The 15,744-nt window shown below is 62.9% G+C and carries 20 protein-coding genes; 6 read left to right on the plus strand and 14 right to left on the minus strand.

The annotated features are described in order from the left end of the window. Positions 1-6 precede the first annotated feature (6 nt). Positions 7-174 (minus strand): hypothetical protein, encoded by a 168-nt coding sequence (locus QA640_RS17315; RefSeq protein ID WP_283041792.1) that lies wholly within the window; start codon positions 172-174, stop codon positions 7-9. 164 nt (positions 175-338) lie between these two features. Next, the gene (locus QA640_RS17320) at positions 339-479 is read right to left on the minus strand and encodes a hypothetical protein (protein ID WP_283043154.1); all 141 of its coding nucleotides are present in this window, start codon (positions 477-479) and stop codon (positions 339-341) included. Between the two features lie 92 nt (positions 480-571). Here QA640_RS17320 and QA640_RS17325 point away from each other — a divergent pair, with 92 nt between their 5' ends. Next, positions 572-1,009, plus strand: a complete 438-nt coding sequence (locus QA640_RS17325; RefSeq protein ID WP_283041793.1) for a hypothetical protein — start codon at positions 572-574, stop codon at positions 1,007-1,009. A 226-nt stretch (positions 1,010-1,235) separates the two neighbouring features. Here the strand turns inward: QA640_RS17325 and QA640_RS17330 are convergent, their stop codons facing one another. The 6 genes from QA640_RS17330 to QA640_RS17355 all read right to left on the minus strand — a co-directional run bounded on the left by QA640_RS17330 (position 1,236) and on the right by QA640_RS17355 (position 6,787). Further along, entirely contained in the window at positions 1,236-1,733 is a 498-nt protein-coding gene (locus QA640_RS17330) for a hypothetical protein (protein ID WP_283041794.1), read from the minus strand. 163 nt (positions 1,734-1,896) lie between these two features. Further along, positions 1,897-2,628, minus strand: coding sequence for an aspartate/glutamate racemase family protein (locus tag QA640_RS17335; protein ID WP_283041795.1), 732 nt, complete (start codon positions 2,626-2,628; stop codon positions 1,897-1,899). Positions 2,629-2,632: 4 nt separating this feature from the next. Further along, the gene (locus tag QA640_RS17340) at positions 2,633-3,511 is read right to left on the minus strand and encodes an ABC transporter permease (RefSeq protein WP_283041796.1); all 879 of its coding nucleotides are present in this window, start codon (positions 3,509-3,511) and stop codon (positions 2,633-2,635) included. Continuing rightward, positions 3,511-4,467: an ABC transporter permease gene (locus QA640_RS17345; RefSeq protein WP_283042815.1), complete on the minus strand. Its 957-nt coding sequence runs from the start codon at positions 4,465-4,467 to the stop codon at positions 3,511-3,513. Before QA640_RS17345 ends, QA640_RS17340 begins: the two co-directional genes overlap by 1 nt. After that, complete coding sequence (locus QA640_RS17350) at positions 4,467-5,756, minus strand: PotD/PotF family extracellular solute-binding protein (RefSeq protein ID WP_283041797.1); 1,290 nt, start codon at positions 5,754-5,756, stop codon at positions 4,467-4,469. The genes QA640_RS17345 and QA640_RS17350 overlap by 1 nt, the downstream gene beginning before the upstream one ends. Positions 5,757-5,800: 44 nt before the next feature. Further along, positions 5,801-6,787, minus strand: coding sequence for an ABC transporter ATP-binding protein (locus QA640_RS17355; RefSeq protein ID WP_283041798.1), 987 nt, complete (start codon positions 6,785-6,787; stop codon positions 5,801-5,803). A gap of 283 nt (positions 6,788-7,070) precedes the next feature. Here QA640_RS17355 and QA640_RS17360 point away from each other — a divergent pair, with 283 nt between their 5' ends. Next, complete coding sequence (locus QA640_RS17360; RefSeq protein ID WP_283041799.1) at positions 7,071-7,790, plus strand: GntR family transcriptional regulator; 720 nt, start codon at positions 7,071-7,073, stop codon at positions 7,788-7,790. 41 nt (positions 7,791-7,831) lie between these two features. Here the strand turns inward: QA640_RS17360 and QA640_RS17365 are convergent, their stop codons facing one another. From QA640_RS17365 to QA640_RS17380, 4 genes are all read right to left on the minus strand, one after another. Continuing rightward, positions 7,832-8,059 (minus strand): hypothetical protein, encoded by a 228-nt coding sequence (locus tag QA640_RS17365; RefSeq protein ID WP_283041800.1) that lies wholly within the window; start codon positions 8,057-8,059, stop codon positions 7,832-7,834. Continuing rightward, positions 8,056-8,397: a hypothetical protein gene (locus QA640_RS17370; protein WP_283041801.1), complete on the minus strand. Its 342-nt coding sequence runs from the start codon at positions 8,395-8,397 to the stop codon at positions 8,056-8,058. The genes QA640_RS17365 and QA640_RS17370 overlap by 4 nt, the downstream gene beginning before the upstream one ends. 540 nt (positions 8,398-8,937) lie before the next feature. Then, a complete protein-coding gene (locus QA640_RS17375) occupies positions 8,938-9,564 on the minus strand; it encodes a transglutaminase-like cysteine peptidase (RefSeq protein ID WP_283041802.1) in 627 nt (208 codons plus the stop codon). A 330-nt stretch (positions 9,565-9,894) separates the two neighbouring features. Then, complete coding sequence (locus QA640_RS17380; RefSeq protein WP_027527896.1) at positions 9,895-10,506, minus strand: PilZ domain-containing protein; 612 nt, start codon at positions 10,504-10,506, stop codon at positions 9,895-9,897. Positions 10,507-10,786: 280 nt separating this feature from the next. Between QA640_RS17380 and QA640_RS17385 the strand changes: the two genes are divergently transcribed. Together QA640_RS17385 and QA640_RS17390 are read left to right on the plus strand one after the other, a co-directional pair. Next, positions 10,787-11,938, plus strand: coding sequence for a zinc-binding dehydrogenase (locus tag QA640_RS17385; protein ID WP_283041803.1), 1,152 nt, complete (start codon positions 10,787-10,789; stop codon positions 11,936-11,938). A gap of 93 nt (positions 11,939-12,031) precedes the next feature. Then, positions 12,032-12,550, plus strand: a complete 519-nt coding sequence (locus QA640_RS17390; protein WP_283041804.1) for a hypothetical protein — start codon at positions 12,032-12,034, stop codon at positions 12,548-12,550. 23 nt (positions 12,551-12,573) lie between these two features. Here the strand turns inward: QA640_RS17390 and QA640_RS17395 are convergent, their stop codons facing one another. Further along, positions 12,574-12,915: a cupin domain-containing protein gene (locus tag QA640_RS17395; protein WP_283042816.1), complete on the minus strand. Its 342-nt coding sequence runs from the start codon at positions 12,913-12,915 to the stop codon at positions 12,574-12,576. Between the two features lie 402 nt (positions 12,916-13,317). Between QA640_RS17395 and QA640_RS17400 the strand changes: the two genes are divergently transcribed. Then, on the plus strand, positions 13,318-14,286 hold the full coding sequence (locus tag QA640_RS17400; protein WP_283041210.1) for an IS110 family transposase: 969 nt from the start codon (positions 13,318-13,320) through the stop codon (positions 14,284-14,286). Positions 14,287-14,517: 231 nt separating this feature from the next. Beyond that, positions 14,518-14,712 carry a hypothetical protein gene (locus tag QA640_RS17405; protein WP_283041805.1) on the plus strand — a complete coding sequence of 65 codons (195 nt, stop codon included), beginning with the start codon at positions 14,518-14,520 and terminating at the stop codon, positions 14,710-14,712. 207 nt (positions 14,713-14,919) lie between these two features. On the opposite strand, the gene QA640_RS17410 is transcribed toward QA640_RS17405, so the two are convergent. Continuing rightward, entirely contained in the window at positions 14,920-15,474 is a 555-nt protein-coding gene (locus QA640_RS17410) for a PAS domain-containing protein (protein WP_283041806.1), read from the minus strand. Positions 15,475-15,744 lie beyond the last annotated feature (270 nt).

Genomic DNA, 15,744 nt, shown 5'->3' on the forward strand with positions numbered 1-15,744 from the left:
CGCGCGTCAGCTCCCTTCGGACCCGCGGGCTTCGCGGGATCCGGCGATCTTCTCGTGGCCCGCGGACCACAGGGCATGTTCGTCGCTGCCGTCCTGATAGGGATTGGCCTCGCGCGGGATGTTCTCGCGCGCGGCGCGCTCGCCTTCGGCGAAGGGATCGCGATCAACCGTCATGATGTTGCCTTTCCGGATTCTAGAGCATGATCCCGAAAAGTGTGAAGCGGTTTTCCCTCGCGACAAACGCGGAACGCGTTTGCGCGGAGATCATGCTGCAAACAATAACCTCTGGCGCGGTGACGATTCATCCCAATCTCATCGCGCTTTGCGCAGCGCCTCCTTCAGGTCGTCCGGTATGCCGTGCTTTCCACGAGGTCTGAAAAGGCCTCGTCCGCCAGATCCTGAAGGGTCTCCATGCGATCGCGCGCAAGCTGCTTGAGCTTGCCGAACGTGTCGTCGTCGAATGCGATCGGCTTGCGCATGTCGCTGCCTCCCTCGTCAAATCGTGCCTGACGGAATTGTTCCGGAACGCGCCTGTGCGCCCATTGTTGGTGCTCGAAAGGGAGAGTTTCCGATGATCAGATTGACAGCAACAGTTTCGGCATCGATGGCCGCATCCCTCCTTGGCCTTGCCGTCCTTGCGATGCCGACGACTTCGTTCGCGCAAAGCAGTGGAGGCGGCACGGGCGGAAGCAGCAGCAGCGCGGCGTCCGGCGCGACGGGGGGTGGCTCCGTGACCACCGGTGCGGCGGCGGGAACGGGCAGCCAAAATCCCGCCGTTCAAGGACAGCTCAGCCCGGCCAATCCGACGACGTCAGGCAATGGTCCGGGCGGCGCCGGGTCGACGAGCGGGGTTGTTCCGCCGCCCGGGACCAACAGCCTCGGCACCGCGCAGTCCTCCGGCGGCACCGTTGGCATGGGATCCGGTGGAGACAGGTCGGTCGACCAGGCGGTCGATGCGGAGAACAAGCAGATCGACAAGACGGTGAAAAGCATCTGCCGCGGCTGCTGAGCCGGCAGGGACGGGCCGATCCCCTAAGTAGTTGAAAAGCAGCCGTAAAAAACAAGGCCGTTGACGCAGTATACCGCCAACGACCTTGCCAGCCCCGGATATTGAAATTGGCTCACGCCATCCGGTGACAGGCAGCATGACGCGGAATCATACGGGGAAATGTGATCCAGTTCACACGCCGCAAAATTTTGGCGTATGAGCCGGGAACGAATCGCCGCTGACCGGATCAGCTTCGCGATTTGCCGCGCTTGCGCAGGCTGGCATGGCGGCGCGCCGCTCCCCGCCGGGTCGCCGACGGCGTCTCGGTTTCCGTGGCCTGTGCGCTGGCGAAGGACTGTTTGAGCCCGTCTACGGATTCGGTCAGGGTCGCGACCTGCTCCGACAGGCGCTTGGTGTCGGCCTGCTGCGAGGCCAGCAGGCGTTTGAGCGTCAGAAGCTGGTCCTGCACCACCTGAAGCTGGTCGATGGATTCCTGCTGGGTGGCCTCCAGCCCCCTGGTCTTCTCAACGAGCTGCTCGGAGGCCTGCGCCGCGCGGACCTGGAGCTGCCGGGACACCACCGTCCGGTCGGCCTCTGGCGTCGCGCCGGTATAGACTCGCCAGATCGCGATCGAGGTGACGCCGGTGACGAGCAGGAGCAGGGCCGCAGCCGTGAGCGCGATCGGCTGGCTGCCGAGACGGGTGAAGGCGCTGGTTCGCGTATCGCGCGGTGCGAGATCGATCATCGCTGACAAAGCCCAAAAATGAACTGAAGTGGCGAAGACCAGCGGCAACGGCCGCCGGGGCGTCCCGAAAACGTTACATTTCGGCAGGAAATGGGACCAAAAAGAGGCTAGGGGCGGAAAAAAGGGCCGTCGCGGCCGGAGCAGACCATTCAGGCCGTGGGTTTCAGGGCCGAAAGCCGCTCAACGGCCCGGAATACGTCTTCGCTCGCGGCGCTGCGTAGGGCCCGAGCCGCGACGTCTTGAGCCCCAGCCGCACCAGCGCTTCGGCGATCGGCACGGCGGCGGCGACGCCGTCGACGACGGGGAGGCTGTGTTTGTTCGCGAGCTCGCCGGCGAAGTCGGCCATGCCGGCGCAGCCGAGCACGATGGCTTCCGTGCGGTCCTCGCGGATCGCGGCCGTGATCTCGCCGGAGATCTTACCGATCGCATCCGCATTACGCTGTTCCAGCGCGAGCACGGGAACCTCGGCGGCACGGACGCGGGCGCAGCGCTCGGCGAGGCCGTACTTCCGTAAATTATGCTCGATCGGCACGATTGAGACACTGAGCGTCGTCACCACCGAAAAGCGCGCCGCAATCAGGCTCGCCATGTGGAAGGCCGCTTCGCCGATGCCGATCACGGGCGCTTTTGCGATCGCGCGGGCGGCGTCGAGACCGGTGTCATCGAAACAGGCGATGATGTGGGCGTCCGCGCCATCGCGGTCGGCGTCGCGGATGCAGCCGAGCAAGCCGGGCACCGCAAAGGCCTCGTCGTAAAAGCCTTCGATCGAGACCGGGCCCATCGCGGGCTGGCGGGCATCGATCACCGTCTCCGGCAATGCTACGGCGCGGGCGGCCGTGGCGACCTTTGCCGTCATCGCAGCCGTGGTGTTGGGATTGACGATGTGGAGCCGCATCAGCTCACACCAGTCCCTTGCCGGCATCCGAGCCCTTTGCGGCCTGCCGCTTGTTCAGCATGTGGATGGTGCCGAGCGCGAGGGCAATCACCGCGAAGGAAACCGCGGAGATGATGGTTCCGAGCGCGTAGATGTCGGGCTTCGTCACCGTGGTGGTGAGGCCCTGCAGATCCAGCGGCAGTGTGTTCACCGACCCGATCGCCTGGCTGGAGCGGGCAAGCTCGTCCCAGGACAGCGTGAAGCCGAACAGTCCGATACCGATCACCGAGGGCAGGATGATCGGCAAAACGACGTGGCGGAAAGTCTGCCAGGGCGTAGCGCCGAGATCGCGCGCGGCTTCCTCGAGCCTGGGATCGAAGCGATTGAAGATCGCGAACATGATGAGCAGGCCGAACGGTAGCGTCCAGGTCAGATGCGCACCTAAACCTGAGGTGAGCAGGCCCATCGAGGTCTCGAAATTCTCGTTCCAGTGCGCCTTGATGAGATCGTCGATGATGCGGAATTCCAGCGAGATGCCGAGCGAAGTGATGATGGAGGGGACAATGAGGCTCGCGATCGCCGAATAGAACAGGATGCTCTGCGCCTTGAACTTGCGGCGGAAGGCCATGCCGGCGGCAACCGACAGCACGACGGTGACCGCCATCACGACGAGGCCGAGCAGGAGCGAGCGGCGGAAGGCGGCGCCGAGATCGACAATGCCGGTGCCCTCGAACAATTTTGCCAACCAGAACGTCGACACCCCGTTCATCGGGAAGGTGAGGCCGCCCTGCGGACCCTGGAATGACAGGATGTAGATCGCGATCATCGGGCCGTAGAGAAACAGCACGTAGGCCGCGAAGAACAAGGCGAGGACGTAGAAGCTGCGCGGGCGTCCCTCTCGCATCACAGCTCCTTCCTGATATCGACGATGCGCGACATCATGGTGATGATCAGGAAGGTGATCGCGAGCAGGATCACGGCGTTTGCCGCGGCCGCGGGGAATTGCAGCGCGTTGAGCCGGGTCTCGATGATCTTGCCGGCGGCGGCGATCTGCTGGCCGCCCATCACGCCGATGGTGATGAAGTCGCCCATCACGATGGTGATGACAAAGATCGAGCCGATCACGATGCCGGGCTTGGCGAGCGGGATGATGACGTTGACGAGGGTCTGGAAGCCAGTGGCGCCGGCGTCATAGGCGGCCTCGATCAGCGACTTGTCGATACGCACCATCGAGTTGAAGATCGGCACCACCATGAAGAAAGTGAAGAGGTGCACGAGCGCCAGCACCACGGAAAATTCGGAATAGAGCAGCCATTCGACGGGCTGGTCGATCACGCCGACCTTGAGCAGCCCGGAATTGACGAGGCCGTTGCGGCCGAGCAGCGGGATCCAGGCGATCATGCGGATCACGTTCGAGGTCCAGAACGGGATCGTGCACAGCAGCGACAGGCCCATCTGCCAGGTCTTGGACTTGATGTGGAAGGCGAGGAAGTAGGCGACCCAGAAGCCGATGAACAGGGTGATGGCCCAGACCATGAAGCACAGCTTCAGCGTTTTCAGATAGGTCTTGCCGATCGTGCAGAGCTGGGGGAGCTGCGCGATGCAGCCTTCGAACGTGTCGGTGTAGCCGCGCCCGGAGAAGGCCGGCAGCAACTGATATTCGTTGTAGTCCCAGAAAGAGACGATGACGACGAATACCAGCGGGATCAGGAAGAAGGCGAGAAACACCAGCATCATCGGCCCGGCCTGGAGCCAGGAGATGAAAGAGGGCGACAGACGCGCCGCTTTCTGGCGCGTCTGTCCCGATCCCCGGGCGAAGCCCGGGGATGCCTGTTGCAAGAGTTCGTCGGACGTGTCCATCACGCTGCGATGAACTCGTTCCACTTGCGGACCATGTAGTCGTTCTCGTCCATGACCGCGTTCCAGCAGGCGACTCCGCCCATCCGGTCCTCATACGAGCCGCCGTCGCGCACGGCGCCGGCCTTCTCGAGCAGCGAGCCATCGGGCGCCTTGATGTCCTTCTCGGCGGGCTTGCCTTCCATCCAGTAGGCCCACTCGTAGGGCTCCATGTGGGCTTTCGCGGTCGAGAGCACCGCGGAGTAGTAACCCTGCCGGTTGAGGTACGCGCCGGCGTAGCCGGACAGGAACCAGTTGACGAACTCGTAGGCCCAATCGAGCTTCGCACCCGACACGCCCTTCGAGACGCAGAAGCCCGAGGCCCAGGAGCGGTAGCCTTCCTTCAGCGGCTGGAAGGTGCAGGCGATGCCCATTGAACGCACCTTGGTGACCGCCGGCGACCACATCGACTGGATGACGGTTTCGCCTGAGGCCATCAGGTTGACGCTCTCGTTAAAGTCCTTCCAGAAGGCGCGGAACTGACCGGCCTTCTTGGCTTCGGTCATCACCTTCATGGTGAGATCGATCTCTTCCTTGGTCATGTTGCCCTTGTCGGCATATTTGTACTTGCCGGTGGCTTCCACGACCATCGCCGCATCCATGATGCCGATCGAAGGGATGTTGAGGATCGAGGCCTTGCCCTTGAACTCGGGATTGAGCAGCTCGGCCCACGAGTTGATCGGGCGCTTGATGAGATCGGGACGGATGCCGAGCGTGTCGGCATTGTAGACCGTCGGAATCAGCGTCACGAATTCGGTCGCGGACTTGGCGAAGGTCTTGGAATCCCTGCCTTCGAGATAAAGCACCTTCCAGGGCGCGGTGCCCTGATTGCCGATCTTCTTGCCGCCGGGCGTCTCGCCCTTGGTGAAGACGGGCGTGATGTTGTCGAATTCCTTGATCTTCTTGGCGTCGAGGGCAAGGATGTTGCCGGAGGGCACGAGCTTCTTCAGCGAAAAATATTCGGTGTCCAGCACGTCGAAGGAGTTCGGCTGGGTCATCACGCGCTTGGTGACGTCGTCGGTCGTCGCGGTGACGTATTCGATCTTGATGCCGGTGTCCTTCAGGCATTGTTTCGAGATGTCATCGCCCTCGTTCACGGCGGTGCCGAGATAGCGCAGCACCTTCGGCTCGGCCGACATCACGTAGGGGAAGCCGGTGATGGCGCCGGAGCCGGCGGCGAGACCTGCGAGGCCGGCGGTTCCCTTCAACAATGTGCGACGGCTGACGCCGGTCTTCCTCGTCGTCTCTGTCATATCAGTCACTCCTCTGTGTTGCGCATTTTCTGGACTGGATGGCGCTATTGCAGACGCTGCGCCTTGGCGGGGTCCCAGGTGGCCAGCACGCGATCACCCGGACGGAAGGGGTGGGCGTCGAAGGTGGCCTCGGGAACGTGGGAGAACAGGGTGGTGCCGTCGTCGAGCGTGAGCGAGACGGCGACATAGGAGCCCTGGTACTCGGTCTCGGTCAAAAGTGCCGGGGCGCCGAAGGTGCCGTCCGCGATGGGCTTGATGCCGAGCTGATCGGCGCGCACCGCGATCATCTCGCCGGCATCGGAGAGCACGTTGTGCCCACCGATGAAGCGCGCGACGAATTCGGTGCGCGGATGATGGAAGATATCGCGAGCGCTGCCCTGCTGCTCGATCCGTCCGCCGTTCATCACCACGATGTGGTCGGCGAGCGCCATCGCCTCCTCCTGCCCGTGCGTGACCTGGATGAAGCTGATGCCGAGCTCGCGCTGCAGCCGCTTCAACTCGCCGCGCATCCTGACGCGCAGGAACGGGTCGAGCGCAGAGAGCGGCTCGTCGAGCAGCAGGATCTGCGGCTCGGTGATCAGGGCGCGAGCCAGCGCCACGCGCTGCTGCTGGCCGCCGGAGAGCTGCGCCGGCAGGCGCGCGGCATAGGGCGTCATCGCCACCAGTTCGAGCAGCTCGCCCGCGCGCTTGTGGCGCGTCGCGCGATCGATACCGCGCATCTTCAGCGCAAAGGCGACGTTGTCGAGCACGGTGAGGTGCGGAAACAGCGCGTAGGACTGGAACATCATCGCCGTGCCGCGCTTGGCCGGAGGCAGGTCGGTGACGTTGTGGGGGCCGAGGATGATGTCGCCCTCGCTGACTGCCTCGTGGCCGGCGATCATGCGCAGCGTCGATGTCTTGCCGCAGCCGGAGGGGCCGAGCAGGCAGCAATAGGTGCCGGCCGGAATCTTGAGGTTGACGCTATCGACCGCCAGCGTCGTGTCATAGCGCTTGGTGACCGAGACAAGTTCAAGGGCGGCGGGAAGGGCCATGGGGCTCCCAAGGAAAGGACGATTTAGCGCTTCCCTCGGCAAGGCCCGTGCCAAGCGGAAGTCCGCGGCATTTTTTTCGGAACTGCGTAGCAATGTCAGATCGTTAGCCCGGAGACGGCAAATCCGGGCGGCGCGGCGGTAGCCACCGCAAAGCATGATGCACGCAAAATGGTCAGGGATTGTATAAAGTTTCGCCTGTCATTGGATACGGCCGGTCGACTAACCTTTGGAGCCAACGATCGAGCTCCAAATCAACGAGCCCACATTCAACAAGCCAAAGTCTATGGCCGCCAAAGCTCAGCCGAAGTCTGACACATCGCTCGCAGCCGACAATGGCAGTGACCGCGTCAGCCGTATCCGGGAGGGTGTGACGACCGCGATCCTGGAGCATCGGCTGCTGCCGGGCACCAAGCTCGGTGAGGACGAGATCGGAGAGATCTACGGCGCGAGCCGCACCCTGGTCCGCACCGCGCTGCACCAGCTCGCGCATGAGGGGATCGTCAGCATCGAGAAGAATCGCGGCGCCTTTGTTGCGCGGCCAACGCCGGCAGATGCGCGCGAGGTGTTCGAGGCGCGGCGGCTGATCGAGCCGTCGATCGTTGATCACGCCATCGACGCGGTGTCGCCGGATTGGCTTGAGCGCTTGCAACAACATCTGGCCGAGGAGCACGCGGCGGAAAGCCGCGGCGACGCCAGGGCCTCGATCCGGCTGTCCGGCGAGTTTCACCGGCTGGTCGCCGAGATGTCCGGCCACAGCATCTATGCCGGCTTTCTCAAGGAGCTGATCGCGCGCTCCTCGCTGATCATCCTGCTCTATCGCCGCCACGACACGCCCGCCTGCGGTACCAGCCATCACGCCGAGATCGTCACCGCGATCCGCAAGCGGGACAAGTCGCAGGCACGCGAGCTGATGTTCTCACATCTGACGGAGATCGAGGCCGAGCTGTTCCTGAGAGAGCCGGCCGCGGACGAGCCGCGACTCTCCGACGTGCTTGGCGCCTGAAGGCGGGGATCGCCAAGCCTCCGTGGGGCCAGAGACTCGCGTCAATGCAAGCTTTCATTTTCGGCGGCGAGCTGTCCGTCCTGTGTGATCTCGTATTCGCCGTCTCGCTTCCTCATCCACCCGGACCTGACCATCTCCCGCGCGGTCTGAACAGAGCAGATCGGATGGTTGCCTCCAGGGTGATACAGCCTGTCATTTCGGACAACCAGATGCCCGTAGAGCTGAGCCTGACGCAATGCCTTGCGCATTCCCGGCGAAGGATTTTTCATGTCGCCTCAAGTGCGGGCACGATAAGCGTTGGCTCAAAGCGAGCGACGCGCCGAAAACCCTGCCAAAGCTCTATCACCTCGTGATCTGCCAGTAGCTCCGCTCGCAATTTCGCGGTGGCGTCATCGGCGCACATCAGATCAAAGCGGCCGACGATATGTCCGTCAGGGTCCATGACATAGGCACGATAGTCGATCCACCCCCAAGTTCTCGGCACTCTGAGCTTCAGAAGGTCCAACGAGATGCGCAACTGCTCTAACGATTGTGCGATGTACTCGTCCACAGTGCGGTTCCGAATTTCGGTCGGACTGCGCAGTGGCTCGGAATCGTTGACACGCATGGCACGATCCTCCGGCCAAGGTGAACGATTGGAGAGGTCGTCTGTTCCACGCCGCGGAACCGATTTGACCCTCAGATGATGCCCAAGACGATGAAAAGCCCGACCTCCGCCAACAGAACGAGGCCGGTAATCATCGACATGAAAAATACGTCACCCGGCGACAGGAAATGCATGGCTCGCCTCACCACTTGCGAGCCCCCATCGATAATTCACCTAGGTTAAGAAGGTTTCGGCTCCAGGCATGGCGAGTTTCGCCGACGAGGTTGCGAATGCTCGCGTCTGGGCCGGATTTCACTACCTGTCCTCGACCCGGGTCGATACCGAGATGGGACGGCGGATTGGCGAGCACGCAGTCAACAGCGTGATGCAGCCGATCGTCGCGACCGGATCACGATGCTTCTTCCGCCGCCTGGTGCGAGCGGTTGAACCCACCAGAAAAGATTGCGGCCAGCCATTGGGGGATGGCTGGCCGCGCGCGAACCGGTCTGGGACGGGGAGGGGTGGGGATGTGACCGGGTCGCGTAACTCGTTCCTTGCTGACTACTGATCCTTTGCGCTGGCGGTGGAGACCGCCGGCTTGGTATCGCCGAGCGAGACCCAGACGTTGGGATCGCTCTGCGATTGGCGCTTGACGAAGCGGTAGCCGGTCTCGGTCCAGGCGACGACATTCTCGTTCTGATTGTCGAGAATGAACTCGCCCTTGTCGGTCTTGACCGTCAGCACCGCGTGTCCTTCACCCTTCTTGTCGCGCACGACGGTGATCAGCAGGGCCTCGCGCGGCCATCCGGCGTCGATCAGCATCTTGCGCTTCAACAGCACATAGTCCTCGCAGTCACCGTAACCGTCCGTCGGCAACGACCACTTCTCGATCACGCCCCAGTGCTCCATGTCGGTCAAAGGCTTGATGGTCTCGTTGACCCAGCGATTGACCTTCAGCAGATCGCGCCATGCCGTCTGCGACATCACGATGTCGCGCGGCTGCGACGGACCGCCCTGGCATTGGGCAGCATTGTCGGTACAGAATTCGACCCAGCCGATCGGCGCACGCGTGTTGTCGCCGAGGCTCGCGTAGAGCAGGCGGCCTTCGCCGGCCTGCACCGTCGCGCTGATCCCGAAGAGCATGGCCGCAACCGCCAGCCCTTTCCCCTGTCCCCTGAAGTCGAACATCGTGGCCCCTGTTTCTTGTTGGGACCACAAATCGCACGAAGCTTTTGCGTTGCCGCTAAGTGAGCCAAGTCAAGTCGAGACGAATACAAGTAAAACGAGCGCTGAATGCGATTTAGATTTGAGTAGAACTCGACTAAAATTCGAGAATACTGCAATTGAATAAAATTGTAGGCATTAACGGACGAAGGTCGGGGAACTCAGCGTTTTCGCTCCGCGTGGCCGCCCGCGTTAACCGGCAGCCGCATCCGCGCGAGGTGCGGAAGAGACGGCGTCCGCGCTGCGAAGTCGCCTTTTCCGGCTCGATTGCTGGATTTTTCAAACCGTTGCGCTTTACCGCGCGGTAACGCTCTCTTCGAGAGTCTCGACCGGCTGCTCGTGGACGAACTCGAGCGCGAAGCCATCTTCGAGGTTCCTGACCACGCGGCCCTGGACGCGGCCGAGCATGACCTGCGATTTCAGCGGCGGCCGGTTCTCCGCGGCAATGGCGGCGCCGGACAGCGACAGGTCGATGATGCGGCAGGTCATCTTGGTGCCGTCTTCGAGCGTGAGCACCGCGATCGGGTTGCGCGGCACGATACGGTCGTGGCGGCGATCTTCCGGCAGATTCAGGATGTCGCGGTTGGCGAGCCAGGTGAGCTGGGCGGCGAGCTTGTCGCGCTTGCGCGGCGTTGCCCCGATCGTCATGGCGAACCCGTTGTCGATGATCCGGGTGATCTTGCCCTCGACGCGGCCGATATGGTCGAGATAGGCGACGACACGGTCGCCGACATTGCCGATGCCCGGCGCGAGCAAAGCGAGGCCGCCCGGTGACATGTTGATCACCTGGCAGGGGAATTCACGGCGGTCCGGCAGCATATAGCGGCCGAGCAGATGCACTTTCACCCGCTGGAAACGCCGACGTTCCTCGGCGGCCGGAAGAAATTTTTTGTTCGCCAACGCCATTTTCACTACCCGACCCCCGCCTGGGCGGAGTCCCAACGACCCTAAGGCGCATAGGGTTAACGCGCCGTTAGCGGGATGCCGTTAGCGGGATGCCCTGGGGTGAGGTTGATGTCCTTGGTCAAGCGGCCTCATAGCCTGGATAGAGCGCGCGGCGAAATCCGGGTCCCGCATTCCGATGCGCTCCGTGCGGGCTACGGCTGCTTGGCAGCGCCGTCTGCCTCACATACGCTCCGCATCAGCTCGCGACATTCGACACAAGACGGGCAGCAAGGAAATCGCCATGGAGTCGATCCGCGTATGCACTCACGCCGGGCCGGGCGCTGAACCCGTCATCCGCGCCGTGCCGTGGCCGAAGGTCGGGAAGAAGGCCGCCCTGATCAAGATCGGTGCCTGCGGCGTCTGCGGTACCGACCTGCACATTCTCAGGGGACATTGGCCGAAGCCGCTGCCCTGGCCCTTCACGCTCGGACATGAGCTCGGCGGCGTCATCGTCGAATGCGGCGACGAGTTCACTGAGGATTTCATGAGCAAGCCCCTTCACGTCGGATCAAAGGTGATGATCCCGCCGCTGATGCCCTGCGGCCGCTGCTACTACTGCATCCATTATCCGGCGACGGCCAACAAGTGCCTGACGCCGGTCTATTACGGCCGCTACCTCGGCTTCGACATGGCGCCGCATTTGTGGGGCGGCTGGGCCGAATATGTCTATGTCGATCTCGACATGCTGCCGGGCACCAAGATCTACAAGCTGCCCGACGACATGTCGCTGCGGCTGGGCGCGCTGTCCGAGCCGCTCACGTCCTGCATCCGCGCCTTCAACCGCGCGAGCCGCGCCGGCGGCTTCACCTGGGGCGACACGGTCGTCATCCAGGGGACGGGTCCGATCGGCATTCTCGCGGTCGCGGCTGCCCGGGAGATGGGAGCAGGCCGCGTGATCTGCGTCGGCGCGCCGGAAGAGCCGCGGCTCAAGCTTGCGCGCGAGTTCGGCGCGGAGGCGACGGTGAATATCGATGAGCAGAAGTCACCGCAGGATCGCATCAAGGCCGTGCGCGACATCGTCGGCGGTTTCGGTGCCGATCTCGTGATGGACTGCTCGGGCCATCCTACCGCCGGCCCCGAAGGCATCGAGATGCTGCGCGACGGCGGCACCTATGTCGAGATGGGCCAGTTCACGGATGCCGGATCGATCGAGACCTCATGGCATCGCATCTGCACCAAGGACCTCAACGTGCTCGGCTCCTGGGGCTTTACGGGCAACGATCTGCCGCTCGGCGTCGACATGCTCTACCGCACGGCGGGTAAATATCCGTGGCTGAAGATGCAGACGATCTATCCGTTCACGGAACAGGGCGTCGCGCAGGCGGTGGCGGATGCGATGGCGATGAAGACGGTGAAGTCGACCATCGTGCCGTGGCCGGAACTGCTCGCGTGATTTCCTTGCCCAGAAAGTTCCATCAAGACTCCGCGAGATATCCGCGCGGCGGTGAAACTTAGGTCCAAGTTTCGGCTTTCTCTTCACGGGAGAATGACCGTGAAGCAAATCCTGAAACCAGTCACCTACGTCCTGGCCGCCGTCTACTTTCTGGTGGACGCGGTCTTCATGGCCGTGGCGAGGCCCATATCGCGCTGGCTTGGACGCCATCTGGAATTCAAGCGGTTGCGGGCCTGGATCAGATCGCTGCCGCCTTATCCCTCGCTCGCCTTGTTCTCCGTGCCCGTGATCATCCTGGAACCGATCAAGCCCGTGGCCGCCTATCTGGCCGCAACCGGCCAGGTCTTGAGTGGCGCTGCGGCTTTCCTCGTCGGCGAGTTGCTCAAGCTCGTGCTGGTCGAGCGCCTGTTCCATCTCACGCGCGACAAGCTGATGAGGATTCCAGCCTTCGCCTGGGCCTATACGAGGTTCGTCGAGGCCAAGGCTTGGCTGCAAGAGACCGAAGCCTGGCGTGCCATTCGTGCCTTGAGCCACGCGGCGCGCGACCATGTTGCGCAGGCCAGAGCAAGGCTTGCCGGCAGCTTCAGCAAGCTGGCGACCTTTCGGGACTAGTGTCCGATAGGGCAATCGGCCCTTTAGGCGAGCTTGCGCGGTGCCGCGGTCGCCTTGTTTCCGGTGTTCGGCGTGCCGGTCGGCTCAATCAACAGGAGATGAACCTCTTCATGCGCCACCGGTCGATGGTCGACGCCCCGGGGAACGATATAAAGCTCGCCCGGCTTGAGCGTCACCGTGCGATCGCGCAATTCGATGTCGAGGTTGCCTTTCAGGACGAGAAAGAAGTCGTCGGTGTCATCGTGCTTGTGCCAGTTGAACTCTCCCTTCACCTTCACCACCATCACATCGCAGTCATTGAAGGTGGCGACGGTGCGTGGAGACCAGAACTCCTGGAATGTCGCGAGCTTGTCGGCAAGCGATATCTTCCATGAGTCACCCGTGTTGCGTGCATCTCGTGCAGTGGCGATTTGGGATCGAACTGCCGACGCCACAAGGGGCCGCTCGTAGCTGCCGCGAGCGGGATGCCGGAGGTTGGGTTAGGGAAGCGTAACCCATCACCTCACTCAACGCGCGGAAGCCAAAGAGGTGGGTTACGCCTTCGGCTAACCCACCCTTGTATTAGCCCGATCTCTTATGATGGTGCCGTTCCGTGAGGAATGGCCCAGCCCGGGTGACGGCCCGAGCTGGGTCGCCGTTCGATCGGATCGGTACCCATCGAAGCCTTAAGGGCTGTCCGACGTAGCGAGATCGCGACCGGCACTTCATCGGGACCCGAATGGTTGAACGAACTTGAGGTTCGCATAACAAGGGAGGGATCGACGAAGGTGGGCAAGCATACCACGACCTGTGCCGGGGTCGATACCGGCAAACGGAAGCTTGATGTGGCGATCGAGGGCCGCCGCGAGCAGTTGCAGGTGGAGAACACGTCGGAAGGTCACGAGGCTTTGTTGGCGTGGCTGCGACAGCATCGCGTCAAGCGCATCGGCATCGAGGCGAGCGGCGGTTACGAACAGCCTGTCGTCGCTGAACTGCGACGCAAGCGGTTTGTGGTTGTGGTGTTTCAGCCGGCTCAGGTCCGGGCCTATGCCAAATTCCACTTGCGGCGGGCCAAGAACGATAAGATCGATGCTGCTCTTATCGCAGCTTGCACCGCAGCGGTGCGGAAGATCCATGCCGCTCCCGATCCTCGGTTGCGGCCATTCGCCGAGCAACTGACCATGATCGATCAGATCGGCGAGGATATCGCGCGCCTCAAGAACAGGATCGAGAGCTGCCGCAATGTAGGGATTAACCAGCTCTGGCATGAGGATATCGCGCGTTTGGAACAACGTGAGAAGGCCGCACTCAAGGCTCTGGTCGCCTCGATCTGCAAGCATCCCGACCTTGCCAAGAGGCTTGCGCTGATCAACAGCGTCGACGGCATCGGGCTGCCGACCGCCGTTGCCATCCTGGTGCGTCTGCCTGAGATCGGCCGGATCACACGGGAGCAAGCTGTCGCTCTCGCCGGACTTGCGCCCTATGACGACGACAGCGGCGACCAGGTCGGGGTTCGGCATATTGAAGGCGGACGAAAGCGGCTGCGTCGCGCCCTTTATACCGCTTCACTGGCTGCATCGTTTCGATGGAATCCACAGCTCATCGAGCTCTACCGCAGGCTGACCGCAGCCGGAAAGGAACACAAGCGCGCGCTCGTTGCCTGTGCCAGGAAGATGCTCATCTTTGCCAACACAGTGGTGGCTCGCGGCACGCCATGGTGCGGCGAACCGCCGGTGCGATCCTTCTCTGTTTCTTAGTTGGACCGGGACGAGTTTCTTCGTCCCGACCTACGGCCTCTCACGACGCCGCGCGCAGCGTCCGTCAAGGCTGGCCGTCGCTCGCCAGAACTCACCTTATCTGCCGCCAGGCCACGCCTTGACGGACGCGAGTACGGCGTCATCGTGGCGGGCTCGGATGATCAAAAGGGCGTAGAACACAGCCACCATTTAATGGTTGCTACGAATGCGATCATTCGTTCGAGCTGTAGAATGGCGTCGACCACCGCTCACAAGATCGCCGATCTCGAAGGTGAGGCGCTGATCGTGCCCGAGCCCAAGTCGCGTCCGCACAGCCACGATCTGACGATCAAGCTTTCCACCAGCCGAACGGCACCTTCAGTCCGGCGCCGACGGCAGCCTTTGCAGGAAGTCGTCGAGCGGCGGAGGTGGAGCGTCCAGGGGTGAGCGACACCGTAGCCAAAGACATCCGTGCCTGCGATGAGTACCCGGCAACCCTCCGGAAACAAGCTCATCTTCTCCGCCAGCACGTCCGCGCGCTCTGGCAGATCGGGATGGACGACTGTGGCGATCGCGATGATCGCCGGCATGTCGGAGGGCTCGGCGCGGCGCCACTGTGACTGCACGATGTTCCCGCGCGCCCGAGGCGCGCGCCTATCTCAGCCCCTCATATACCATCAATCCGCGTGCGATCTGCAGCTTGCGGATGGCGCGGGGCAACAGCTTCTCCGGCTGGTGCAGATAGCGCCAGGAGGTGAGGGTGAATTCGCCGAGCGCGCCGTATTCGTCGTCGAACGGAGCGAGCACGCCGGTGACGCTCACCGGGGTATGCGGACGGGCGTTGAAGGGCAGCAGCAAGAGCTCGAGATGCGCGCGGGTGCCGTCCTGCCGCGTTGCGATGAGGCCGGCGATGGCGCCGAGTGTCTCCTCGGCGACGATTGCCGTGATCTCCTCGATCTCGGTGCGGCTTTCGCCCGCAAAGAGCGCGGCAAAGCTCTGATCCTTGAGGTCGCGGCCGGCGAGCGCGCAGACTCGCGTGCCGGCGACGCGGAAAGGAAAGCCGAGCGTCGGCTCGCAGGAGAGGACAAAGATGTCGCCGAGCAGGCCGCGGACGGCGGCCGGATCGATATCGGCGCGATCAGGCGCCCGCGCGGTGCCGCGCTTGTCGTCCCAGTAGGCGAAGAATTCGCGGCTTGACGGATGTTTCATGATTCTACGTTAGCCCCTCGGCCACACGTCATGGGACAGACTTGTCCCACTTCAGTGCACTTCGGGCCCCTTCTTTGTTGTGCAGGAGAGGATTTGCAGCGTCCATGCCGGAGGCGGGTTTTTGGCCCTCGGGGGCAGCTCTTTGCGTCGTTAACGTTAAATTAACGATGGGCTTTAACCCGTTCGCGCGGCTGCTATGGTTTCGGCGGTCGCAAGCTCCGCCGCTTTTCTCCAGGTTCTCGGCGGGGCCTGTACACAAGGCGTCAAACA

Origin of the sequence: Bradyrhizobium sp. CB82 (genome assembly GCF_029714405.1) — a bacterium.
GTDB lineage: Bacteria > Pseudomonadota > Alphaproteobacteria > Rhizobiales > Xanthobacteraceae > Bradyrhizobium.